Here is a 24,667-nt window from a genome sequence, read left to right on the forward strand (position 1 = left end):
CTCAACTCATGAGCATGGATGGGCTGCCGCCGCTGCGCGAGGTCATCGAGCGCCACGGTTTGCAGGCAAAGAAGGCACTGGGCCAGAATTTTCTGTTCGACCTCAACCTGACCGGCAAGATAGCGCGCGCCGCCGGCAGCCTGGCGGAGACGACCGTGATCGAGGTCGGCCCCGGCCCCGGCGGGTTGACAAGGGCCCTGCTTTTCAACGGCGCGCGCAAGGTCGTCGCCATCGAGCGCGACGAACGCTGCCTGGCGGCCCTCGCCGAGATATCGGCCCATTATCCCGGCCGGCTGGAGGTCGTTTCCGGCGACGCTCTGAAGATCGACTTCCCGACGCTTGCCGCGACCGCCGGTGACGGCGGGCCGGTCAGGATCGTTGCCAACCTGCCCTACAATATCGGCACGGAACTGCTGGTCCGCTGGCTGACCGTCGCGGAGTGGCCTCCCTTCTATGCCTCGATGACCCTGATGTTCCAGCGCGAGGTGGCCCAGCGTATCGTCGCCGCGCCTGGCAGCGAGGCCTATGGCAGGCTCGGCGTGCTGGCGGGGTGGCGCGCGCAGGCCAGGATAGCGTTCGACGTGCCACCCCAGGCGTTCACACCGCCGCCCAAGGTGACCTCTTCCGTCGTGCATCTCGAGCCGCGCGTGACGCCGCTATGCGCCGACGTGAAAAAACTCGGCCGCGTCACGGAAGCCGCCTTCGGCCAGCGGCGGAAGATGCTGCGGCAGAGCGTGAAGAGCCTCGGCGGCGAGGCCCTGCTCGAACGCGCGGGAATAGACCCGACCCGGCGCGCCGAGACGCTCGATGTCGAGGAGTTCGTGCGGCTGACCAATGCGGTGTAGGGCCGCCGGCCGTCGAAGCGCGGCGAAATCTGATCCTTGTCGAGCGCATGCTTCGAACTACACGCCCAACACCGCTTTGACGCGCTCGCGCGTGTAGGGCAGATCATAAATGCGTTTTCCCGCGGCATGGCGGAAGGCGTTGGCGATCGCGCCGGCGGTCGGGCCCTGCGCTGCTTCCGCGACGCCGAGATAGGGCGTGCCGGGATTGTCGACGACATGCACTTCCACGCTGTCGGGAACGGCGCTGAAGCGCAGGATCGGATAGGCCGACCAATCCGCGCTCAGGATGCGGGTGTCGTCGAAATGGACGGCCTCGTAGAGCGTCCAGCTCATTGACTGCAGGATACCGCCTTCGGTCTGGTTGACGATCGAATCCGGCGCCACCGCTTCGCCGCAGTCGACCGCCGAAACCACATGCGAGATGGCGATGGCGCCGCTGTCGCGATCGACCTCCGCTTCAAGCGCGACTGCGAGATAGGCGGCGTGGTTCTTGTACTTGGCGAAGGCGAACCCCCGGCCGCGGCCCTCCGGCATAGGATCATTGCTCCAGCCGAATTTTTGCGCCGCAACCTCGATCACCTTCCTGGCGCGCGGATCCTTCATGTGCCTCAACCGGTATTCCACCGGGTCGGCGCCGGCCGCGAGGGCCAGCTCGTCCATGAAGCTTTCGATCGAGAAGACGTTGCAGTAGGCGCCGAGGCCGCGCAGCGACGAGACGCGCACCGGCATGTCGGCAACGAAATGCCAGTTCACCCGCTGGTTCGGCACGTCGTAGAGCGGGATGGCATTGCGATCGCCATTGCCGAGCGGCGAGATCTGCAGCTTGGCCGGATCCGGCGGGAAATGCTTCGCCACCAGCCGGCCGGCGATCAGCGAACCTGCCGTTCCCGGCCGGGTGCCGTGACTGTTGCTCCACAGATCATAGTGCCAGTTGACGATCTTGCCGCCGGCGTCCAGCGTTGCGCTGGCGCGCGTCAGCATGCCAGGGCCATAAGGCTCCCACAAATGCTCCTGATCGCGCATCCACTGCACGCGCACCGGCGTGCCGGGCAGCGCCTGTGCGATCAGTGCGGCGTCGGCCGCCGCGTCGTCGGCGCCATTGTGGCCGTAGCAGCCCGATCCCTCGGTGTGGATGCAGCGCACCTTTTCCGGTCCGACGCCGAGCATCTCGGCGATCGCCTTGCGGTCTGGATAGACGCCTTGAGTATGCGTCCACACCGTGATCAGGCCCTTGTCTGACAGGGCAACGGCAGCGGAGGGGCCGATCGACCCATGCATCTGGTAAGCGCGGGTGAACTGCGCCTGCAGCGTCTTTGCGCCGGCTGCCGTTTCCGCGCCGACCGAGGTCACGGTGCCGACCTCGGCGACCGAGCGTTCGAGGAAGGCGGGGATATTGTCCTGGTCCGGCAAGACCGGCTGCTCCTGCCACTTCGCCTTGGCGGCCATGGCGCGCATGGCCCGGACCGCCTGGAATTCCTGCCTGGCCACCACGGCCAGGAAGTCGCCGTCGCGGATCACCGCCACCACGCCGGGCATCGTCTTGATGGCGGCCTCGTCGACGCTGACGAGCTTGGCCGAATAGCTTGGCGGGCGAACGACGCGGGCATGCACCATGCCGGGAAGCCGCATGTCCTGCACATAGGCCTCGCCGCCCGTCACCTTTGCCGGAATATCGACGCGGGCGAACGGCTTGCCGATCGCGTGATAACTGTCCGGCGATTTCAGCGCCGTGTCGGCCGATGCGTCCACATGCAGCAAATCCGCCACCACGAGTTCGCCATAGCCCACGGACTTCCCGTCCGACCCGGTGATCCTGCCGCTTGCCGCCTTGAGCTGGTCGGCCGGAACGCCGAGCTTTTCGCTGGCCTTGGCGACCAGGATCTGGCGCACCTGCGCCGAGGCGTAGCGTATAGCGGTGCCGCTGTTCTGGATCGTCTGGCTGCCGGCGGTATAGCCCTCGTTCGGCGTGAGCGCGGTGTCGGCGGTGATGAGCTTGATGGAAGCCGGCTCGACCTCCAGTTCTTCGGCGGCGATCTGGCGCAGCGACGTCCTGGTGCCCTGGCCGAGCTCGGCCTTGCCGGTGAAGACGGTGATCGAACCGTCGGCATCCAACCTGATCCAGGCGTCGAGCGAGGGGGTATCGGCAAGGCTGCCCGGCAGTTTCTTGGCCGGGACCGGTGTCGCGGGCGTTTGCGCCGAGGGCGTGGCCTCCTGAGCCTGCACGGGGATGGTGAAGGACACGACCAGCGCGCCGGTCCCGGCGAGAAAGCCGCGTCGTGTCAGCTCGGGAAAGGTTGACGCGTTCATCATGCCCTCCCCGCGGCCGCAGCCGGCGCCAAGCCGGCCGATTTCGATTTCATCAGGTCGCGCGCGCGGCTCACCGCCCGCAGGATGCGCATATGCGTGCCACAGCGGCAGAGGTTAGGTTCCAGCGCCTGCCTGATATCGGCGTCACCGGCATCGGGTTTGGCCTCGAGCAGCGCCTGCGCCCGCATCATCATGCCGGCGATGCAATAACCGCATTGCGCCGCCTGCTCCTCGATGAACGCTTTCTGCATCGGGCCGGGGTTCTCGATCGTGCCCAAACCCTCGACCGTCTTGACCTCACGGCCTTCCACCAGCATCGCTGGCGTCAGGCAGGAGAAGACGGGCTTGCCGTCGACCATCACCGTGCAGGCGCCGCATTGGCCAAGGCCGCAGCCGAACTTGGCGCCGTTCAGCTTCAAATCGTTGCGCAGCACGTAAAGCAGCGGCGTCGCGGGATCGACGTCGACGTCGTGAGAGATGCCGTTGACGTTGAGATTGATCATCTGTCCTTCGCTCCTACATTGTCCGGGCCGCGCTCGATGCCGTCCGAGGGCCGGACGCTGACCTGGTATTTTCCGCTCCTGGTGTCGGCGATCCTGGCCGCCGCTTCCTGCCAGGCCGGCTTGCCGGCAAAGGCATCGCGCAGATAGGCCAGCAAGTCGTTCACCTGGTCGTCCTTCAGCGTCGCCGCGAATCCCGGCATGATCGCGCTCGGGCGTCCACCCGCCGCCGGCAGGCCGAACAGCACGGTGTTGATGACGTTCTGCGGATCGGGCGCGTTGACCGCGCTCGACAGATGGAAATTGATACCGCCAAAAGGCGGCGGACGGCTGCCGTCGTGGCAGGTGGCGCATGCTGCCTGGTAAATGACAGCTCCACGCGCCGCCGGCGTATCGGCGGATGTCGGCACCACGGCGGCGGTGGACGCCGGGTCGGCTGCGGCGCGGCCGCGGATAGCCTGCGCGGCTGCCGTCCGTTCGGCGGATGGTTCGCCCATGAGCGACATGACGTAAGTGGCCATGGCGTCGATGTCGGCATCGGGAAGCCGGCCGAGATTGCCCGTCACTTCGCCCATCGGGCCATTGGCGACGCCGTGGTCGGCATGCCAGCCTTGCCTGAGATAGGCAAACAGGCTGTCATGCGTCCATGGTATCGGCGCCGGTGAAGTGCCGTCGAGCGCAAAGGCCGTCCAGCCTTCCGCCTCGCCGCCGGCCATGTGCGAACCCTTCTCTTCCGCGCCGAACCGATTGCGCGGCGTGTGGCAGGCGCCGCAATGGCCGAGCCCATTGACCAGATAGGCGCCGCGGTTCCACTGCGCGCTTTGCGAAGCATCGTTTTGATAGGCGCCCCTGTCGAAGAACAGCAGCTTCCAGCCGGCCAGCACGAGGCGCATATCGAGCGGGAAAGGCAGCTCGTTCGGAGGCGGCTGGTTGTTCACCGGCTGGCGCGTCATCAGATAGGCGTAGAGCGCACGGTTGTCCTCATCGGAGACACGCGTGAAATGATCGAATGGGAAGGCCGGATAGAGATGCCTGCCCTCGCGGTCGACGCCTTCGCGCATGGCGCGGTTGAAGGCTGCCTGCGACCAGCGGCCGATGCCGGTCTGCGGATCTGGCGTGATGTTGGTCGAATAGATGGTGCCGAACGGCGTCGGCACGGCGAGCCCGCCGGCAAAGGACTTTTCACCGGGCCTGGTGTGGCAGGAGGTGCAATTGCCGACCGAGGCCAGCACAGCGCCTTTCTCGATCAACGCCGGGTCGAACGACGATCGTTGCGGCGGCTCGATAGGATCGATCGCCGGCTTCCACGCATAGGCGAAAAATCCGGCGCCGCAGACAATGACGATGACAAGAACGCCCAGCCAGAAGCGTTTCAAGATCTGCTCTCCCTCATGGCTACGGTGAGACGCCGCCGAACCGGCCGTTACCGACCACGCGCGCGCTCTCGTGCCGGAGAAACTAGGGGCGTTGCCCTCTTCGTCAATTGTCTGATTTATGTCGCCGAAAAATGCATCTGGCGCGACCTGCTCGGGCACATCGTTTAGTGCCTGCCGGCCTTCGACTTGTCCGCCGGCCCATCTTTATGGGCAGAGGAAAGTGCTAGCTCGTCTTCTCGTCCAACAGTCCCGAGACGAAGTCGAAGAGCCCGGGCCGACGATCGCGCCGCAACCGCTCGGCGACAACGATGCCGCGCACTTCGGCGAAGGCGCGATCGAGGTCATCGTTGACGATGACGAAATCATATTCCTTCCAGTGCTCGATCTCGTTGCGCGCGTTCTTCAGCCGCGTCTCGATCACTGCTTCCTGGTCCTCGGCGCGGCGCTTCAGCCTTGCCTTCAACTCCTTCATCGAGGGCGGCAGGATGAAGATCGAGACGATGTCGGCGCGCATCTTCTCCTTGAGCTGCTGGGCGCCTTGCCAATCGATGTCGAACAGCATGTCGCGCCCTTGAGCGAGCGCAAGTTCCGCAGGTTCGCGCGGTGTCGCGTAGCAATTGCCATGCACCTCCGCCCATTCGAGCAGGGCGTCCGAATCGCGCAGCCGCTCGAACTCGCGCATGGTGCGGAAATGATAGTGAACGCCTTCGATCTCCGAGCCGCGGCGCGGCCTGGTGGTGACGGAGACCGAGAGTTCAAGGCTGGAATCGCTTTCCAGAAGGTTGCGCGCAATCGTCGACTTGCCGGCGCCCGACGGCGACGACAGCACGAGCATCAGGCCCCGGCGGCGAATGCGGGACCCCAAATCCCTGGCGACCATCGGCTACTCCAGATTCTGGACCTGTTCACGGAATTGATCGACCACGGCCTTCAGTTCCAGTCCGATGGCGGTGACCGCGGCGGCGTTCGATTTCGAGCACAGCGTATTCGATTCGCGGTTAAATTCCTGTGCCAGAAAATCGAGCTTGCGGCCGACGGCGCCGCCGCCGGAAAGCAATGCCCGACCCGACGCCACATGCGTCTTCAAGCGGTCGATCTCCTCGCGAATGTCCGCCTTGGTGGCGAGGAAGGCGGCTTCCTGGTGCAAGCGGCCGGCGTCGAGATTGGCCGAAGCATCCATCAAGAGCCGCACCTGTTCGGCGAGGCGTTCGCGGATCGCCGCCGGTTCGCGCGACGGATCCGCTTCGGCGCCCAGCGTCAGCGCTTCTATGGCGTCGATATGGCCCAGCAGAAGCGTGCGAAGTGCCGCGCCCTCACCCTGGCGGGACCGCTCCAGCCCCTCCAGCGCCGCCTCAAGGGCCGCCATGACGGCGTTGTCGAGCGCTGTCCTTACATCCTCGGTTTCGGTGGTCTCGGGAATTTCGAGCACGCCGCGCAGCGACAACAGTCCGTCGGCGGTCGCAGGAGCAACGCCAAATTGTTCTTCGATCCGCTTGGCGAGCCCGGCCAGGTCCTTGAGGAAGGCCTCGTTGACAACGGGCTGGGACTGCATTCCGACGGCGCGCGTGATGGTCAGCGTCGCCTGAAAATTGCCGCGCGCGAAACGTTTCTGAAGCGTCTGCCTGATGGCCGGCTCCAGCCGCTCAAAACCCTGCGGCAGCCGCAGCCGCACCTCGACGCTCTTGCCGTTGACGGATTTGACCTCCCAGGCAATCGAGGTGCCGTCATGTTCGGCGACAGCACGCGCAAATCCGGTCATGCTCTGCAAATTCATCGTGCCTGCATACCCCCTGGCGCGTACTGCGGATACTGCTTGACCCGGCTTCGCGCACCTTCAGAAAGCCGAAATGCCCGCCTGCCAACCGGCTTGCGAGGCGCTCCGATAAAATCCAACGCTCCTGCCTTCAACCAGCGTGGACGAGTTGGAAAACCGTGCGCCGCTACTGGGCCGCCCCCGCGTCGCCGTCAATGGGAGCGTCGGTCTGCCCCTCCACCTTGGCATCAGCCTTGGCCGCGTCGTCGACTTGCTTCTTCTGCTGGGCTCGATAGCGCGCGACGTTCTCATTGTGCTCGTTAAGCGTGGCGGCGAAGACGTGTCCGCCTGTGCCGTCGGCAACGAAATAGAGGTCGTCGGTCTTTGATGGATTGGCTACCGCCTCCAGCGCCGCGCGGCCGGGATTGGCGATCGGCGTCGGCGGCAGGCCGTTGATCACATAGGTGTTGTAGGGCGTCGGCTTCTGGATGTCCGACTGATAGATAGGCCGGTCGGCGGGTTTGCCCTTGCCGCCGAACAGACCGTAGATGATGGTCGGATCGGATTGCAGGCGCATGCCCTTGGCCAGCCGGTTCAGGAAGACCGCGGCGACGCGCGAACGCTCATCGCCCTTGCCTGTTTCCTTCTCGACGATCGAGGCCAGCGTGACGAACTCATCAATGCTGGCGAGCGGCAGGTCGGCGGCGCGCCGCTGCCAGACCTCCTCGACAAGCTTCTTCTGGTCGGCCAGCAGCTTGTCGATCATCTGCTGGCGCGTGGCGCCGCGCGTGAAGCGCAGCGTATCGGTGGCGAGGCTGCCCTCTGGAGGCACGGTGGCCGGCATGTCGCCGCTCAAGGCGGGCTCGCCTGCGATGCGCGCCAGCGCCTGCTCGACGGTCAGCCCTTCGGGAATGGTCAGCGAGTACATGACCGACTTGCCGCTCTTCAGCAATTCCATGATGTCGCGCATGGACGCCCTGGGTTTGATCTCGTATTCGCCGGCCTTCAGCGCCGAATCATTGCCGAAGGCGCGCACGCCAAGACGGAATATGCGGGCGTCGCTGATCAGGCCGCGCCGCTCGAGCTGGTCGGCGATATCCTGGACGCCGGTGTTCGGCTTGACCAGGAAGGTGTCGCCATTAGCCGATGGGCCGGGCTCGGTGAATTCCTGCTTGCCGAAGTAAAGCGCGATACCCGCCGCCAGAACCATCAGCATCACCAAGGAGATGACGAAGTTCATGAACACGACGACCTGACTGCGCGAAGCACGCGAGCGCTTCGGCGGCGGCGTGCCGGCCTCCGGACGCAAGGCTTCGGCGGCTGTCTTCGGCACGATCGGCCCCGATGTCGCCTGCCCTTGCCCGAACTCTCCGTTGCCGGCCGGATTTGTGTTCATTTCGCCCTACCGTTTGATCTCTCAACGAATCCCCTGCGGCAGAGTAGGGGCGAATATGGCAAAATTGACGACACGCCGAAGCGCCGTCCGGCAGGCGGACGGTCAGCCATTGTAGCGCTGGAAGACCAGTGAAGCGTTGGTGCCGCCGAAGCCGAAGGAATTGGACAACGCCACGTCGATCTGGCGGGCACGCGGTTTGTTCGGCACCAGGTCGATCGCGGTTTCACGTTCCGGATTGTCAAGGTTGATGGTTGCCGGCGCGATGTTGTCGCGGATGGCGAGGATCGAAAAGATCGCTTCGGCAGCCCCTGCCGCGCCGAGGAGATGGCCGATCGACGATTTGGTCGACGACATCGAAATCTTCGATGCGGCGTTGCCGACCAGCCGCTCGACGGCGCCGAGCTCGATCGTGTCGGCCATGGTCGAAGTGCCGTGCGCGTTGATGTAATCGACATCGGCGGGCGTCAGCTTTGCCCGGTTCAACGCCGCCGTCATGCAACGGAATGCGCCGTCGCCGTCTTCAGCCGGTGCGGTGATGTGATAGGCGTCGCCGGTCAGGCCGTAGCCGGTCACCTCCGCATAGATTTTCGCGCCGCGTGCCTTGGCATGCTCGAGTTCTTCAAGCACGACGACGCCGGCGCCCTCGCCCATGACGAAGCCGTCGCGATCACGGTCATAGGGCCGCGACGCCGTTTGCGGCGCGTCGTTGCGCTCGGTCGAGAGCGCGCGGCAGGCAGCGAAGCCAGCGATCGACAGTCGCGTCACCGGCGCTTCGGCGCCGCCGGCGACCATGACGTCGGCATCGCCCCAGATGATCAGCCGGGCTGCGTCGCCGATCGCATGCGCGCCGGTCGAGCAAGCGGTGACGACGGCATGATTGGGGCCTTTCAGCCCATGCCGGATCGAAACCTGGCCGGAGACGAGATTGATGATCTGGCCGGGGATGAAGAAGGGGCTGATGCGGCGCGGGCCGCGCTCCTTCAGGATCATCGCGTTCTCGGCGATGCCTTCGATGCCGCCAATGCCCGAACCGATCAGAACGCCGGTGGCGCACTGCTCGGCATGGGTCTTCGGCTGCCAGCCGGAATCCTTCAGCGCCTCGTCGGCGGCTGCGATCCCGTACAGGATGAAGTCGCCGATCTTGCGCAGTTCCTTCGGCTCGAGCACCGCCTCGGGATTGAAGGTTGCGTTGCTGCCGTCACCGCGCGGAACGACATGGGCGATCTTGCAGGCAAGATCCTCCACCTCGAACTCGGTGATGCGCTTGGCGGCGCTGCGGCCGGTCAGAAGTTCCTTCCAGCTGTGCTCGAAGCCCATGCCGAACGGCGACAGCAACCCAAGGCCCGTGACGACGACACGCCTCATCGCAGGTCCTCCCCGGTGATGACTGCGGAAAGCGTCAGGCCGAAGCCTTGTCGATGTACTTCACGGCATCGCCCACCGTCAGGATGGTTTCAGCCGCGTCGTCGGGGATCTCGACGCCGAATTCTTCTTCGAACGCCATGACGAGTTCGACCGTGTCGAGACTGTCGGCGCCCAGATCATCGATGAAGCTCGCCTGCTCCGTCACCTTGTCGGCATCGACGCCCAGGTGCTCGATGACAATCTTCTTGACGCGCTCTGCGGTGTCACTCATTTGGGGCATCCTCGTCTTTTGGTTGTCTGTCTTCGTTAGCGGGCGGAATGCCGCTAATCAAGCTGAAAGATGGTCCCGCCGGAAACGCAATGGCCGCAGACCGGTTTTTGCCCGAACCGCCGGGTTGCGGGCCGCATTACACGAAAAATCGTGGGCGTCCAAGCCGAAATGGTCGCTTTTCACAGCCCGCCCAGGCGTTGCCTGTCGCCGTCTCAAAGCCACCGCGAATGCCCGGGCCCGGCCCGAAATGCATGCTTTGGCCGACCCGATCAGATCATCGCCATACCGCCGTTCACATGGATGGTTTGACCGGTGACGTAGCCGGCCTCGTTGGAGGCAAGATAGGCGACGGCGGACGCCACTTCGGCGCTGGTGCCCATGCGGCGCGTCGGGATCGCGGCCATGATCGCCTCCTTCTGCTTGTCGTTGAGCTTGTCGGTCATCGCCGATTCGATGAAGCCCGGGGCGACACAGTTGACGGTTATGCTGCGGGTGGCGATCTCCTGCGCCAGCGATTTGGAAAAGCCGATCATGCCGGCCTTGGAGGCGCAGTAGTTGGTCTGGCCGGGATTGCCGGTGACGCCGACCACCGAGGTAATGTTGATGATGCGGCCGTGGCGACGGCGCATCATCGGATGGGTCAACTCACGCGTCAGCCTGAACACGGCCGTCAGGTTGACTTCGAGCACGCTGTCCCAGTCGGCGTCCGACATGCGCACGAACAGTCCGTCCTTGGTGATGCCGGCATTGTTGACCAGGATGTCGACGCCCTCGAGATCGGCCTCCGCTTTCTGGCCGAGCGCCTTGACCTCGTCGCGGTTCGACAGGTCGGCCGGAAACAGCTTCACCCGGTCGCCAAGTTCGGCGGCCAGCGCCTCCAGTTTCTCGATGCGCGTGCCGTGCAGGCCGACGACGGCGCCCTGCGCATGCAACACCCTGGCGATCGCCTCGCCGATGCCTCCCGACGCGCCGGTGACAAGTGCCTTGCGGCCGGTCAGTTCGAACATGTGTTTTCCTCTTTGGTTTCGGAAGCTCAGCGAGCAACCTTATCTGTATACGTCGTGCCGGTGTCCGATTGCCATCATCAACGGAATATCTTCAGCGATACAAGCCGCGCCATCAATTCACACGCGGCGCTTCACCCGAGCGCCGCCAATGCGGCCTCGACCTCCGCCGCGGTTCCGACCGATCGCGTGGCGATGTCGCGGTTTATGCGCCGGGCCAGCCCTGAAAGCACTTTTCCCGCGCCGACTTCATAGAGCGTGGTGACGCCGTTCGCGCCGAACCACTCCACCGTCTCGCGCCAGCGCACGCGGCCGATCACCTGTTCGAACAGACGGCGCGCAATGACGTCGGGATCGCTGGTCGGAGTGACCGTGACATTGGAGACGAGCGGCACGACAGGCGCGTTCTTTGTTACGCCAGCCAGCGCTTCCCGCATGATCTCGGCGGCAGGCGCCATCAGCGCCGAATGGAAGGGCGCGGAGACCTGCAGCATCAGCGCCCGCTTGGCGCCCTTCTCGGTGCATAGTTTGGCGGCGAGTTCGACCGCCGCCCTGGCGCCGGAAATCACCAGCTGGCCACCGCCATTGTCGTTGGCGATCTGGCAGACCGAGCCTTTGGCAGCCTCGGCGCAGGCGGCTTCGACATCGGCCTGCTCCAGCCCGATGATCGCCGCCATGGCGCCTTCGCCGGCCGGCACCGCCGCTTGCATGGCATTGCCGCGGATGCGCAGCAGCCTGGCGGCATCGGCAACCGAGACGAAGCCGGCGGCGGCGAGCGCCGAATACTCGCCCAGCGAATGGCCGGCGACGTAGGCGACCTTGTCCTTCAGCGAGAAACCGCGTCCTTCCAAGGCCCTGATCGCGGCCAACGATACAGCCATCAGCGCCGGCTGCGCGTTGGCGGTCAGCGTCAGCGTCTCTTCCGGCCCTTCCCAGATCAGCTTCGACAGGTTTTCGCCGAGCGCGTCGTCGACTTCGCTAAAAACCCTACGCGCCTCGGGGAAGGCATCGGCGAGGTCCTTGCCCATGCCGACAGCCTGGCTGCCTTGTCCCGGGAAGGTGAATGCAACGGCCATGTGTGGGCTCCCAAAGCTCGGTTCTGCTTGCCTGATACACGAATTTTCCTGCCTGTGACGCAACGCGGCCTGCCAAGTCAAGCCCGGTTCGGCCCGGCCGCTCGGCAGCTTTGTGGGCCGAGTGCCTGTTCCAAAAGGCTTTTTGGCGATCACTCCTGATGAAAACCGCTCACGAATCGTTTGCTGGCTCTTCTTATTTCCGCCACAGGCGCTAGCTTTGCGTGACAATTCCATGACAATCGAGTGACGGGTCTGTCGCTGGGTGGGGAAGTTAAAGTGGCTAGGATTTCGAAAGGCGCAGGCAAAGCCGCGCCACAGTTTCTGGAAGACGATCCTTCCACCGGCTACCTGCCGGGACGGAAGTGGCCGACCATACGCTATGGGCTGACCAGCCTGCTGATCGCAGCCGTCCTGGTGTTCGCCATCGAATTGATCGTGCGCGGCGACTTCGGCGGCACGGTTTCCTTCTTCCTGCAGCCGCTCAAGCCGGGCTGGACCACGATCGTGGTGTTCGCCCTGGTTCTGATCGGCCTCGATGCCGTTTTCGGCCGCAGCTATCAAAGCCTGATGATCGTCGCGCCGCTGACGCTCTCGCTGGCTTTCATCGGTCATCAGAAATCGCATTATCTCGGCGATCCCCTCTACCCGACCGATTTCCTCTACTCCCGCCAGATCGTGGCGCTGCTGCCGCTTCTGGTGCGTGACCGCCCGATGACCGCCCTTGCCATGGTTGTCGGCATCGTCGCCGGCCTGTCGCTGCTCATCTATGGCTGGCGGGTCTGGCGTCGAAAGGTGCCGATACTCAGTCGCAAGGGCCGTCTCGCCCGGCTGACGCTGGCGGTGCCGCTGCTCGCCTTCTTCGTCTCGATCATGGACTATGCCACCTTCTCCTGGACCCGGGACCGGCTGCAGATCATCCCGATCATGTGGGACCAGAAGGAAAATTACGCCTCCAACGGCTTTGCGCTCGCCTTCGCGCTCAACGTGCCGATGGCGCATGTCTCGGCGCCGCCAGGCTATTCGGAAAAGACGATCGCGGCCATCGACAGGCCGCAGGTGACCGCCTCTGTGCCCCAGGAAAAGCCCGACATCATCGTCGTCATGAGCGAATCCTTCTGGGATCCGACCAAGCTGCCCGGGGTCACCATCACGCCCGATCCGATCCCCAACGTGCGGGCGCTGCGTTCGGGCTCCATGTTCTCACCCGAATTCGGCGGCATGACCGCCAATATCGAGTTCGAGGCACTGACCGGCTTCTCCAACGCCTTCCTGCCGGCCGGCAGCATCCCCTACCAGCAATATGTGCGCACGCCGACGCCGTCGCTGGCGACTTTCCTGAAGAGGGAGGGCTACAAGGCGCGCGCCATCCATCCGGGCACCAACTGGTTCTGGAACCGCGGCGCGGTCTATGCCGATTTCGGCTTCGACGACTTCAGATCGGAAGAGACGCTGCCGCCGATGCAAAAGCGCGGGCCGCTGGCATCCGACGCGGCGATGACGGACGAGATCATCAGCGAGGCCGATGCCAGCGATGCCCCGGTGTTCTTCTTTGCCGTCAGCCTGCAGAACCACGGCCCTTACGAGCCGAACCGCTATTACAACCCGACCCACACCGTGCAGGCGCCGATCAGCCAATGGGCGCGTGAATCGCTGCTGAGTTACACCGAGGGCTCGGCGGACGCGGACCGCGGTCTCGGACGCCTGGTCGAATGGGCAAAGAAACGCTCTCGCCCCACCGTCATCGCCTTCTTCGGCGACCATCTGCCGCCACTTGGGCCGGTCTATGTCGAGACCGGGTTCATGAAGGACAATGTCGCGCCGCGCAAGGAGGCTTCCGCCGAGGCGGCGCTGGAGCATCATCAGACGCCGCTGATCATCTGGTCGAACCGCACCGGCCCGGCCAAGGACATGGGCGCCGTCAGCCCCGCCTTCCTGCCCTATCACATCCTGAAAACGGCCGGCATCACCCACCCCTACTACACCGGCTTCCTGGGAGAGATGCGCGAACGCTACCGCGTGGTCGACCGCAATCTGCTGTTGACGCCGGCGGGAGAAGCCACGCCGGACTGGGCGCGGCAGAAGGAAATCGACCCGGCGATCCGCGATTTCCGGCTGCTGCAATACGACATGATGTTCGGCAAACGCCACGCGGCGCCCGACTTCTTCCCCGAAACGGTGGACAAGGTCGTCGCCCATATGAGCTGAGATTCGCGGCATCCTTCTGGATGCCGCCCAGCGGGTCGAGCGTTCAATTCGTCAGTTGCAATTTCGAGAATTTGTTGGCGATCTGCTGGAACACGTTCGGCAATTTGTTTGGATCGTTGACCGCGTAATAGTCGCTGGGATCCGAGGCGCAAGCGCTGTAAAGCGTGCGGTTGGCGGCGGTGTCGGATTGCAGCACCATCGTGTAGATTTCGGCGCCCTGGTTCTTCAGCTGCGTGCAGACGCTTTTGGTCCATCCGTCGACATTGCGCGCGGCGGTCGTCTGATTGTCCGATCCAAGCCGACCGGCAGCGCCATAGGCTGAGCCGGCAAGAAAACCATAGGACGTATAGTCGGACTTGGTCGTCTCGTTGCTGGCGCCGTAGACGACATTCTCCCCGTCGGTGAGCAACATGACGATCTTGCTCACCCCGGGCGTCTTCCAAGGCGTCCCCTCAACATAGGGCGCACTCGGCGACAACACCCGCTGGCCCCAGGCCAGGCCCTCGGAAACATTGGTGCCGGACCCCGCCCATGCAAGCATCTTGGCGGCCGCCTGGCGAAGCTTTGTAAAGTCTTCCGTCAAGGGGACGATTGGCGAGGGACAGGACCGGTTTGGCCCTACCGTCAGTTGCAAAGCGTTTGGATCGTTTGTGACCGCGGTGGCAATGGCGGTGTTCTGCGGCGCCACATATTTGGCGACCGTTTCAAGATCACCCCTCAAAACGCCGGCAGCACTTCCAAGCAAGCCGCTCAGATCTATTCCGAGAATATTCAGTCCGCCATTCTGAGCTAGTTTGGTCTCATCGGGGGCGTCGTCGATAAAGGAATTGTTGTAGTGATAGGCATCGTTTGAATAGCCGCTGGAAGGTCTCGTGCCCTTTCCCGGACTGTCCGGCGCGAAATACGGCACGAACAGAGTGTCGGGGTAACGTGGATCGGGCGGCGTATCGGCGATATTAAGGGCACCAGGGCGCGCCTCGACGCAGCCTTTCCAACCCGTATCCTCCCCCTTGTCGTCCTTCCACCCCGTCAACCTGGCGGCAGAGGCCGGATCTTTCATCAACTGCCTGAACAGCGCCATGTGATTGGGACGCTTGCCGTTGATGATGGGGAAATTGATTCCATTGGTGGATGACTTGCCGTCCATATCGATCCAGGACGGGTCGAACCCGTCGCCATTGACATTGACAGCCGTGACGAAGGGAACCAGCGCCACGCGGACCTTGCGCGTCGGTGATTGCGCCGCTTCCAGATATTTGAGCAGATTGTCCGTCGCTGTCTTCAGGGCAGCAATTTTGGCGCCGGCCATCGAGCCGGTGTTGTCCAGCACCAGCACGACTTCGAGCTGGTTGTTCGATTCGACCGCCGAGGCATCGACCACGATGTGCCTGCTCTGGCCGAACAGGAAGGCGAAGTTCAAATCGACGTCCGCCGAGGCCACCGCCTTCGTCTTGACGAAATTGACGCCCCTGTCGACGGTCAGCGTCGCCTGCGCATTTGTGAGTTCGCCATGTCCGGCTACGTTGGCCTGGAAATAGCGGTTGAAGGCGTCGGTGCGGGTGATGTCCAGATCGCCGAGATGCGAGGAGGCGAGATTTGCCGCGTCGAGCGCATTCTGCAGGTTGCTCTTGGCCCGCATGATGGTGGAGACATCGGTTGCGAAGGCCACCGCCGACAGGATGGCCGGCAAGCCGATCCCGAGCAAAAGCGCGAAATTGCCGCTTTTCGAGCGCCAGAATTTCTTGAGAAGCATCCTTACCCCCGGAAATGCCTAGCCCGTTGCTGACAGCGGGATGCCGCTTTTTGCGCCAGACATGATGAATCGGCGGTTGATGCCGGGGCCGCAACCCCATACAACCTGTCATGGTGGTTAAGGTCTGGTTTCCGGGAACCATGACGTCCCGTCGCCGCACATGCCGGTTTTTCCGGCCCTGCGACATCCGGGATTGCCGCTTGCTCTTGCCTTCCATGTGGATTGCTATATAGACGCCGCCAATCTGCCGGTCCCAGCTGGGGGCTGAACGGAGGGCCGGAGGTTTTCGAAACCTTCGCGTGAAGCCAGAAGCGCTTCCGCCTCCCGTGTCTCCGCTCTCGACCGTCTCGTCATGCTCCTTTCTTCCCCGCTCCTGGCGGGTCAGAGAAGTTGCAGAGGCTTTTGCCGCCGGGAACCGGGAGAGAAACGAAGAAAGGCGAAAAGACATAATGGCTCTTTACGAACATGTGTTTCTTGCCCGGCAGGACCTCTCGCAGCAGCAGGTCGATGCGCTTGTCGAACAGTACAAGGGCGTCATCTCCGCCAATGGCGGGTCCGTCGGCCGGGTCGAGAACTGGGGACTGAAGTCCCTCACCTACCGGGTCAACAAGAACCGGAAGGCATACTACACGCTGATGGATCTTGACTGCCCGCCGGCAGCGCTCAACGAAATGGAGCGCCAGATGGGCCTGTCCGAGGACGTGCTGCGTTTTCTGACCATCAAGGTCGATGCGCATGAGGAAGGTCCCTCCGCCATGATGCAGAAGCGCGAAGAGCGCTCGGAACGCGGCGGCTTCGGCGACCGTGACCGCGGCGACCGTGGTCCGCGCTCGTTCGGCGACCGTGATCGCGGCGATCGTCCGCCACGCAGCTTCGGCGGCGACGCCGGTGGCGATCGTGGTCCGCGCCGTCCGCGCGAAGGCTTTGAAGGGGGTGCAGAATAATGGTCGACATCAACCAGATCCCGACCCGGCGCCCGTTCCATCGCCGCCGCAAGACCTGCCCGTTCTCGGGCGCCAACGCGCCCAAGATCGACTACAAGGACGTGCGTCTCCTGCAGCGCTACATTTCCGAGCGCGGCAAGATCGTGCCGTCGCGCATCACCGCCGTCAGCCAGAAGAAGCAGCGCGAGCTCGCCAAGGCAATCAAGCGCGCCCGCTTCCTCGGCCTGCTGCCCTACGTGGTTCGTTAATCCTTGACGCGGGCGGCTCCGCCCCCCGCTTCTCTTCCACGGCGACGGGCGCCGCTGGATTGCACATCAAATCCCGAGTTGAGGTGAAAAGCCTCTAACTGCCGCGACAGGCAGGACAGCGACACCGGCGGCAACGCCCTTTTGCTTCCTGACCTGTTCCAGAGAATTCGGCACCGATCCCTCGATTGGTGCCCAACGAAAGGAACAAAACCATGGAAGTCATTCTTCTCGAACGCGTTTCCCGCCTCGGCCAGATGGGCGAGACCGTCAAGGTCAAGGACGGCTTTGCCCGCAATTTCCTGTTGCCGCAGGGCAAGGCGCTGCGCGCCAACGAAGCCAACAAGAAGAAGTTCGAAGGCCAGCGCGCTCAACTCGAGGCCCGCAACCTCGAGCGGAAATCCGAAGCCTCGCAGGTGGCCGAACAGCTCGACGGCAAGAGCTTCATCGCCGTTCGCTCGGCCGGCGAGACCGGCCAGCTCTACGGCTCGGTGTCGACGCGCGACATCGCCGACCTGCTGACGGCGGAAGGCTTTTCGGTCAACCGCAACCAGATCCAGCTCAACCAGCCGATCAAGACCATTGGCCTGACCAATGTGGCGATCGCGCTGCATCCCGAAGTCGAGGTCACCATCACGCTCAACATCGCCCGCACGGCCGACGAAGCCGAGCGTCAGGCCAAGGGCGAGACGCTGACCACCGCCGAGGCCATCTATGGCGACGACATCAACGACAATGCCCGGCCGGAGAACTTCTTCGACCCGAACGCCGAGTTCGAGGGCGGCGAAGAGAACGCCTGATATCGGCGCGGCGCGCCTGCCGGCGCGCCGCATTCGGCTTCGGCTTCAGTCAACTCCAGTCAAACTGGCAGCTCCAGTCAAACTGGACCAATGCCCGGGTTCGTCACCTGGGCATTTTTGTGCCAAAAGGAACTTTTCGAAACCCTATATATTGATGCAGAGTAGGACAGCCTGTCTGACCGAGAGGGGACATTTGGGTCATGAATATTCTGTTGAAACGCGTTCTCGACCGCCTGGTGCGCACAGGCAATCTCAAGGTGACCGGTCCCAAGGGCACAACATTCGTGTTCGGTGACGGCAGCGGCGAGCCGGTGCACCTGCACATCAAGACCAGGCACGCCGAGCGCGCCATCACCTTCGATCCGATGCTGGCCGTGCCGGAAGCCTACATGGATGGCGAACTCGACATCCTCGAGGGCGGCGTCCTTGGCCTGATGCGCATCGCTTTCCAGAACATGGGCAGCGGCGGCATCGACGCGACGTGGTCGAAAGCCATCGAAGGCCTGCGCCACGCCTTCCGCCGCCTGCAGCAGATCAACACCGCGTCGCGTTCGCGCCGCAACGTGCAGCGCCACTATGATCTGTCGGGCGACCTTTACCGGCTCTTCCTCGATGAGGACATGCAGTATTCCTGCGCCTATTTCGAGCAGCCCGACATGACGCTGGACGAGGCGCAGGCAGCCAAGAAACGCCACATCGCCGCCAAGCTCAGGCTGAAGGCCGGGCAGACGGTGCTCGACATCGGCTCCGGCTGGGGCGGGCTAGGCCTCTACCTCGCCAAGGCCTTCGACGTCGACGTACAGGGCGTGACACTGTCGACCGAGCAGCACGGCGTCGCCACCGACCGGGCGCATGCCCAGGGCCTGGAAAACCACGTCCATTTCGAGCTGAAGGATTACCGCGAACTCAACGAACGCTTCGACCGCATCGTTTCGGTCGGCATGTTCGAACATGTCGGGGTCAACCATTACCGCACCTTCTTCGACAAAAGCGCGACGTTGCTGAAGCCTGACGGCGTCATGCTCCTGCACACGATCGGCCGCTCCGGCGTGCCGTGGGCGACCAGCGCCTTCATCCGAAAATACATTTTCCCGGGCGGCTACATTCCCGCGCTTTCCGAAGTCATGCCGGCGATCGAGAAGTCAGGCCTCGTCGTCACGGACATCGAAATCCTGCGGCTCCACTATGCCGACACGTTGAAGCATTGGGGCCAGCGCTTCGCCGCCAACCGCGACAAGGCCAAGGCGATCTATGACGAGCGCTTCTGCCGCATGTGGGAATTCTATTTGGCAGCCTCGGAAGCCGCCTTCCGCTGGCAGGACCTGGTCATCTTCCAGATCCAGCTTGCCAGGAAGAACGACACGCTGCCGATGGCGCGCGACTATATGGTCAAATGTGAAAAGGCGCTCGAAATGCGCGACATGGGCCATCGCGAAGCGGCTCCGGTCGAAAAGCCCGCCAAGCCCGCCCGGCGCCGCAAGGTGGCGGAGTAAGAACAGGCCGCTTGCGGCATTGGCGCTTGCCATTCCCGGCTCCTGCCGTGAAAAAGGCCTCGTGATCGTCGCGGGGCCTTTTTCATGACCTATGTCCTCTATGCAGCCGCGGCGCTCGCCGAGATCGGCGGCTGTTTTTCGGTGTGGGCGTGGTGGCGGCTGGAGAAGTCGCCGCTGTGGCTGCTGCCAGGTTTCGTTTCGTTGCTTGTGTTCGCCTGGCTTCTGGCCCTGGTCGACACCAGCGCGGCCGGCCGCGCCTATGCCGCCTATGGAGGCATCTACATCGCGGCGTCGCTCGTCTGGCTTTGGCTGGTGGAAAGCGTGCGTCCCGACCGGTGGGACCTTGCGGGGGCGGCGCTCTGCATACTGGGTGCCTCTGTCATCCTGCTCGCACCACGAGGAGCATGAGCCGTGGAACTGCCTGCCCCGCTTCGACAGGCCGTCGACCGTGCCCTCGAAAACGTGCCGCTGCCGGTGCTCAGGCAGGCGGCGAAAACCCTGTCGGATCGCTATCGCGCCGAGACGCGCGACGGTCGCCTGCATATGGCGCAGGATATTGCTGTCAAGGCCTATCTGGCGACGCGGCTGCCGGCGACCTATGCCGCCGTCCGCGCCAGCCTCGACGCAGTGAACCAGGCCCGGCCGGAATTCGCACCGGAAACCCTGCTCGACGTCGGCGCCGGCCCGGGAACCGTACTTTGGGCCACGGCAGACCAGTGGCCCGATCTCCAACAGGCGGTTTTGCTGGAAGCCAGTGCTGCGGTGCGCAAGGTCGGCGAGACGCTTGCCGCCAACGCGATCGCTGCCCGGATCGCCTGGCGGGCAGGCGATGTGACCATCGACCTTGACGGTTTGCAGCCTGCGGATCTGGTCACCTGCGCCTATGTGCTGGACGAGATCGCACCGGCATCCCTGCCGAAAATGGTCGATCGGCTGTGGCAGCTCACGACGGACACGCTGCTGATCGTGGAGCCGGGCACGCCGGCGGGCTGGCAGCGTGTTCTCGCGGTTCGCCGGCAACTGATGGAAGCGGGCGCGCATGTGCTGGCACCTTGCCCGCACGAAGCCCCCTGCCCGCTCATCCCGCCCGACTGGTGTCATTTTTCGCGGCGCGTCGCCCGCTCGCGCCTGCACCGGCTGGCCAAGGACGCCGAAGTGCCATGGGAGGACGAGAAGTTCATCTATGTCGCGGCTTCGAGGCAGCCGGCGCCGGTCCGCGCGGCGCGGGTGATCGCGCCACCGAAGACCGGCTCGGGCAAGGTGGCGCTCAAGCTTTGCCGGCCGGACGGCAGTGCCGGCGAGACGCTTTTCAGCAAGCGTGACGGTGAATTGTTCAAGGCGGCGCGGCGGTCGGACTGGGGCGATGTGCTCGATACAGTCCTGCGGGTTGCGCGATGATTGTTCTTGCTTTGTTCCAAGCCATCGCGTAGAATCACCACCTTGTCGAGTCAACTGGAATCAGGGCACGGGAATACTGTCCTGTGGACGGTTTTTTGTTTCTGTGAACAGTGGGCATCAAATCTGCTTGGGTGATAACTGTTGCAGATAAGTCAGCACTCAATTTTCCGATTCTGATATCGAGAGACCGGGATCGAAATCGGGGACATCATGGCAGAGGCAGCGCGGAAATTCGGCGTAGCGGAGCAACCGCTCTATCGCGAGGCGCCGAACAACATCGAGGCGGAACAGGCGCTGCTCGGCGCGATCCTCGTCAACAACGATGCCTTCTATCGCGTCTCCGACTTCCTGAAGGCCAGCCACTTCTACGAACCCCTGCATCGCAAGATCTTCGAGGTCGCGGCCGAGCTGATTCGCATGGGCAAGGTGGCGACGCCGATCACGCTGAAGACCTTCCTGCCGGCCGACGAGAAGGTCGGCGACATGACGGTGGCGCAATATGTCGTGCGGCTGGCGGTCGAAGCCGTCACGGTCGTCAATGCCACGGATTACGGCCGCGCCATCTATGACCTTGCGACGCGCCGCGCCCTGATCACCGTCGGCGAGGACATGGTCAACATCGCCTATGACGCGCCGGTCGACATGTCGCCGTCCGAGCAGATCGAGGATGCCGAACGACGCCTGTTCGAGCTGGCCGAAACCGGGCGCTATGACGGCGGCTTCGAGAGCTTCACCGATGCGGTCAAGACCGCGGTCGATATGGCCAATGCCGCCTATATGCGCGACGGGCACCTGTCGGGGCTGGCCACCGGCATGCGCGACCTCGACCGCCGCATGGGCGGCCTGCAATCGTCGGATCTGATCGTCCTTGCCGGCCGTCCGGGCATGGGCAAGACGTCGCTCGCCACCAACATCGCTTTCAACGTCGCCGAGGCCTATGTGCCGGCGCAGCAGGCCGACGGGTCGTTCAAGGCGGCGAATGGCGGTGTCGTCGGCTTCTTCTCGCTCGAAATGTCGTCGGAACAGCTCGCGACCCGTATCATCTCCGAACAGACGGAAATCTCCTCCTCGAAGATCCGCCGCGGCGAGATCACCGAAATGGACTTCGAAAAACTGGTCGCCTGTTCGCAGACCATGCAGAAGATCCCGCTGTTCATCGACCAGACCGGCGGCATCTCGATCGCCCAGCTCTCGGCCCGCGCCCGGCGCCTGAAGCGCCAGCGCGGCCTCGATCTCATCGTCATCGACTATATCCAGCTGATGCAGGGCTCCAGCGCCAGGGCCTCGCAGAACCGCGTGCAGGAAATCACCGAGATCACCACCGGCCTCAAGGCACTGGCCAAGGAGCTCGCGGTGCCGATCATCGCGCTGTCGCAGCTCTCGCGTCAGGTCGAAAGCCGCGACGACAAGCGCCCGCAGCTCTCGGACTTGCGCGAATCCGGCTCGATCGAGCAGGACGCCGACGTCGTGATCTTCGTCTATCGCGAGGAATATTACCTCAAGAACCGCGAGCCGAAGCTCGGCACCGACGAGTACATCAAGTGGGAAAACGAGATGAACGAGATGCGCGGCAAGGCCGAGGTAATCGTGGCCAAGCAGCGTCACGGACCGACGGGCACGGTCACGCTCGCCTTCCACGGCGAATTCACCCGCTTCTCGGATCTGGCGGAGGAACATCATATCGCGGAAAGGTTTGAGTAGAAGCTTGTTCGCGACCGCAAGAAAGTCATTGGGTCAAAGCGCTCTACGGCGCGGCCGTAGGGTGCTTGCCTTCTGCAATTGGCGGACGACGCACCTTCATGGCTAAATCCCGCGTCCAGTTCATCTGCCAGAACTGCGGATCGGTGCATCAGCGCTGGGCCGGCAAATGCGATGCCTGCGGCGAATGGAACACGCTGGTGGAGGAAGGCACGTCCGGCGGCATCGGTTCCGGGCCGGCCAATACGCGCAACGCCCGCAAGGGCCGCGCGGTGGTGCTGACCACGCTTTCCGGCGATATCGAGGACGCGCCGCGCATCGTGTCGGGCATCGGCGAACTCGACCGCGCCACCGGCGGCGGCTTCGTGCGCGGCTCGGCGCTGCTGGTCGGCGGGGATCCTGGTATCGGCAAGTCGACGCTGCTCACCCAGGCTGCGGCCGCCCTTGCCTCTCGAGGCCACCGCATCGTCTATGTCTCGGGTGAAGAGGCGGTCGCCCAGATCAGGCTGCGCGCGCAGCGCCTCGGCGTCGCCTCGACGCCCGTGGAACTGGCGGCCGAGACCAATGTCGAGGATATCCTTGCCACGATCGCCGATGGCAAGCGGCCGGACCTGGTGATCCTCGATTCCATCCAGACGCTGTGGACCGACCTTGCCGATTCAGCGCCCGGCACCGTCACCCAGGTGCGTGCCGCCGCCCAAGCGATGATCCGCTATGCGAAATCCACGGGTGCTGCGATCGTGCTCGTCGGCCATGTCACCAAGGAAGGCCAGATCGCCGGCCCGCGCGTCGTCGAGCACATGGTCGACGCCGTGCTCTATTTCGAGGGCGAAGGCGGCCATCACTACCGTATCCTGCGCACCGTCAAGAACCGTTTCGGCCCGACCGATGAGATCGGCGTCTTCGAAATGTCGGACAAGGGCCTGCGCGAGGTTGCCAATCCGTCCGAGCTTTTCCTCGGCGAGCGCCATGCGAAATCACCGGGAGCGGCGGTTTTCGCCGGCATGGAAGGCACAAGGCCGGTGCTGGTCGAAATCCAGGCGCTGGTCGCGCCCTCCTCGCTCGGCACGCCGCGTCGCGCCGTCGTTGGCTGGGACGGCGCCCGGCTGTCGATGATCCTGGCGGTGCTCGAGGCGCATTGCGGTGTGCGCTTCGGCCAACAAGACGTCTATCTGAACGTAGCCGGCGGCTACCGCATTTCCGAGCCCGCGGCCGATGTGGCGGTGGCGGCCGCACTGGTTTCCTCGCTCACCGGTCTTGCCCTTCCCGCCGATTGCGTCTATTTCGGCGAAATCAGCCTTTCTGGCGCCGTGAGGCCGGTTGCGCATGCGCAGCAGCGTCTCAAGGAGGCCGAAAAGCTGGGTTTCGGAAGCGCGGTTTTGCCCTTGGGCAGCGAGGAACTTGCCGGAGGAATCGGGGCCGGCGCTTTCCAGCCCACCGAGCTCGCCGACCTCGTGGCGCGCATAGCCGGCTCACGGCGCAGCCGCGCCAACGACGAAGAATGACGGGTTCACCTGATGGTGAGCGACAGGGAGTGGGGCGACAAAGATGCCGATAACGCTGCTTGACGGAATTCTCGTCGGCTTCACCCTGGTCTCGGCGATGCTCGCCATGGTTCGCGGCTTTTCACGCGAGGTCCTGTCCATCGTATCCTGGGCGGCGGCGGCCGCGGCGGCATTCTTTTTCTACAAGCCCGTCCTGCCCTATCTGAAGCCCTACATCGACAATGAAAAGATCGCCATGGCGGCCTCCGCCGGTGTCGTCTTCATCATCGCTTTGATCGTCGTCAGCGTCATCACCATGAAACTCGCCGACTGGATCATCGATTCCCGCATCGGCGCGCTCGACCGCACGCTCGGCTTCCTCTATGGCGCCGCCCGCGGCATTCTGGTGGTCGCCGTGGCCCTGCTGTTCTTCAATTGGCTGGCCGGCGCCAAGGCTCCGGCCTGGGTCACGGAGGCCAAGTCGCGGCCGCTGCTGGAACAGATCGGCGCCAAGCTCGAAAGCCTGCTGCCCGAGGATCCGGAAAACGCCATCCTCAAGAAGCTCAATCCGAATCAGCCGGCCGCCGAAACGCCCGCCGCACCGGATGCACCGGCCACGGATGCTCCGGCGGGAGGGGACGATGCCAATGCGCCGGCGCCTGACGACAGCGATGCCGGAACGCCTCCCGCGGACAACGCACCGGCCAATCCGGCCCCGGCTGCGCCGGCGAACTGATGAGTGATCGGGCGCCGC

Annotated in this window: 22 protein-coding genes; 11 read left to right on the forward strand and 11 right to left on the reverse strand. The window is 64.1% G+C overall.

What is annotated here, in order from left to right:
- Positions 1-8 precede the first annotated feature (8 nt).
- Positions 9-845, forward strand: coding sequence for a 16S rRNA (adenine(1518)-N(6)/adenine(1519)-N(6))-dimethyltransferase RsmA (rsmA, locus tag FJ964_RS04710; RefSeq protein WP_140549283.1), 837 nt, complete (start codon positions 9-11; stop codon positions 843-845).
- Positions 846-902: 57 nt separating this feature from the next.
- Here the strand turns inward: rsmA and FJ964_RS04715 are convergent, their stop codons facing one another.
- The 10 genes from FJ964_RS04715 to fabD all read right to left on the reverse strand — a co-directional run bounded on the left by FJ964_RS04715 (position 903) and on the right by fabD (position 11,893).
- Positions 903-3,152, reverse strand: coding sequence for a molybdopterin cofactor-binding domain-containing protein (locus FJ964_RS04715; RefSeq protein WP_140549284.1), 2,250 nt, complete (start codon positions 3,150-3,152; stop codon positions 903-905).
- The gene (locus FJ964_RS04720) at positions 3,152-3,655 is read right to left on the reverse strand and encodes a (2Fe-2S)-binding protein (RefSeq protein ID WP_140494444.1); all 504 of its coding nucleotides are present in this window, start codon (positions 3,653-3,655) and stop codon (positions 3,152-3,154) included. Before FJ964_RS04720 ends, FJ964_RS04715 begins: the two co-directional genes overlap by 1 nt.
- A complete protein-coding gene (locus FJ964_RS04725) occupies positions 3,652-5,028 on the reverse strand; it encodes a c-type cytochrome (RefSeq protein ID WP_140549285.1) in 1,377 nt (458 codons plus the stop codon). Before FJ964_RS04725 ends, FJ964_RS04720 begins: the two co-directional genes overlap by 4 nt.
- Positions 5,029-5,251: 223 nt before the next feature.
- Positions 5,252-5,908 (reverse strand): guanylate kinase, encoded by a 657-nt coding sequence (gmk, locus tag FJ964_RS04730; RefSeq protein ID WP_140494448.1) that lies wholly within the window; start codon positions 5,906-5,908, stop codon positions 5,252-5,254.
- A 3-nt stretch (positions 5,909-5,911) separates the two neighbouring features.
- Positions 5,912-6,802 (reverse strand): YicC/YloC family endoribonuclease, encoded by an 891-nt coding sequence (locus FJ964_RS04735; RefSeq protein ID WP_140549286.1) that lies wholly within the window; start codon positions 6,800-6,802, stop codon positions 5,912-5,914.
- A gap of 166 nt (positions 6,803-6,968) precedes the next feature.
- Entirely contained in the window at positions 6,969-8,177 is a 1,209-nt protein-coding gene (gene mltG / locus FJ964_RS04740; RefSeq protein WP_140494453.1) for an endolytic transglycosylase MltG, read from the reverse strand.
- 102 nt (positions 8,178-8,279) lie between these two features.
- Complete coding sequence (gene fabF, locus FJ964_RS04745) at positions 8,280-9,542, reverse strand: beta-ketoacyl-ACP synthase II (RefSeq protein WP_140494455.1); 1,263 nt, start codon at positions 9,540-9,542, stop codon at positions 8,280-8,282.
- A 34-nt stretch (positions 9,543-9,576) separates the two neighbouring features.
- Positions 9,577-9,813: an acyl carrier protein gene (locus tag FJ964_RS04750; RefSeq protein WP_006203723.1), complete on the reverse strand. Its 237-nt coding sequence runs from the start codon at positions 9,811-9,813 to the stop codon at positions 9,577-9,579.
- Positions 9,814-10,082: 269 nt separating this feature from the next.
- Positions 10,083-10,820 (reverse strand): 3-oxoacyl-[acyl-carrier-protein] reductase, encoded by a 738-nt coding sequence (gene fabG / locus FJ964_RS04755; protein WP_140549287.1) that lies wholly within the window; start codon positions 10,818-10,820, stop codon positions 10,083-10,085.
- Between the two features lie 131 nt (positions 10,821-10,951).
- Complete coding sequence (fabD, locus tag FJ964_RS04760) at positions 10,952-11,893, reverse strand: ACP S-malonyltransferase (RefSeq protein ID WP_140549288.1); 942 nt, start codon at positions 11,891-11,893, stop codon at positions 10,952-10,954.
- A 276-nt stretch (positions 11,894-12,169) separates the two neighbouring features.
- Here fabD and FJ964_RS04765 point away from each other — a divergent pair, with 276 nt between their 5' ends.
- Positions 12,170-14,098 carry an LTA synthase family protein gene (locus tag FJ964_RS04765; RefSeq protein ID WP_224713241.1) on the forward strand — a complete coding sequence of 643 codons (1,929 nt, stop codon included), beginning with the start codon at positions 12,170-12,172 and terminating at the stop codon, positions 14,096-14,098.
- 43 nt (positions 14,099-14,141) lie between these two features.
- Here FJ964_RS04765 and FJ964_RS04770 read toward each other — a convergent pair whose 3' ends face one another.
- Entirely contained in the window at positions 14,142-15,851 is a 1,710-nt protein-coding gene (locus FJ964_RS04770) for a pilus assembly protein (protein WP_140549289.1), read from the reverse strand.
- Positions 15,852-16,300: 449 nt separating this feature from the next.
- Between FJ964_RS04770 and rpsF the strand changes: the two genes are divergently transcribed.
- The 9 genes from rpsF (at position 16,301) to FJ964_RS04815 (ending at position 24,649) form a co-directional block, all read left to right on the forward strand.
- Entirely contained in the window at positions 16,301-16,795 is a 495-nt protein-coding gene (rpsF, locus tag FJ964_RS04775; RefSeq protein ID WP_140494463.1) for a 30S ribosomal protein S6, read from the forward strand.
- Entirely contained in the window at positions 16,795-17,043 is a 249-nt protein-coding gene (gene rpsR / locus FJ964_RS04780; RefSeq protein ID WP_006203718.1) for a 30S ribosomal protein S18, read from the forward strand. Before rpsF ends, rpsR begins: the two co-directional genes overlap by 1 nt.
- 212 nt (positions 17,044-17,255) lie before the next feature.
- Positions 17,256-17,840 (forward strand): 50S ribosomal protein L9, encoded by a 585-nt coding sequence (gene rplI, locus FJ964_RS04785; RefSeq protein WP_140549290.1) that lies wholly within the window; start codon positions 17,256-17,258, stop codon positions 17,838-17,840.
- 200 nt (positions 17,841-18,040) lie between these two features.
- Positions 18,041-19,333, forward strand: a complete 1,293-nt coding sequence (locus FJ964_RS04790; RefSeq protein WP_140549291.1) for a cyclopropane-fatty-acyl-phospholipid synthase family protein — start codon at positions 18,041-18,043, stop codon at positions 19,331-19,333.
- A gap of 84 nt (positions 19,334-19,417) precedes the next feature.
- Positions 19,418-19,741 (forward strand): YnfA family protein, encoded by a 324-nt coding sequence (locus FJ964_RS04795; protein WP_140549292.1) that lies wholly within the window; start codon positions 19,418-19,420, stop codon positions 19,739-19,741.
- 3 nt (positions 19,742-19,744) lie between these two features.
- Positions 19,745-20,731, forward strand: a complete 987-nt coding sequence (locus tag FJ964_RS04800; protein WP_140549293.1) for a small ribosomal subunit Rsm22 family protein — start codon at positions 19,745-19,747, stop codon at positions 20,729-20,731.
- A 210-nt stretch (positions 20,732-20,941) separates the two neighbouring features.
- A complete protein-coding gene (locus FJ964_RS04805; protein WP_140549294.1) occupies positions 20,942-22,432 on the forward strand; it encodes a replicative DNA helicase in 1,491 nt (496 codons plus the stop codon).
- A gap of 98 nt (positions 22,433-22,530) precedes the next feature.
- Entirely contained in the window at positions 22,531-23,934 is a 1,404-nt protein-coding gene (gene radA / locus FJ964_RS04810) for a DNA repair protein RadA (RefSeq protein WP_140549295.1), read from the forward strand.
- A gap of 43 nt (positions 23,935-23,977) precedes the next feature.
- A complete protein-coding gene (locus FJ964_RS04815) occupies positions 23,978-24,649 on the forward strand; it encodes a CvpA family protein (protein ID WP_140494478.1) in 672 nt (223 codons plus the stop codon).
- The last annotated feature ends 18 nt before the right edge of the window (positions 24,650-24,667 follow it).

This window comes from Mesorhizobium sp. B2-3-2 (assembly GCF_006442295.1).
Classification (GTDB): Bacteria; Pseudomonadota; Alphaproteobacteria; order Rhizobiales; family Rhizobiaceae; genus Mesorhizobium.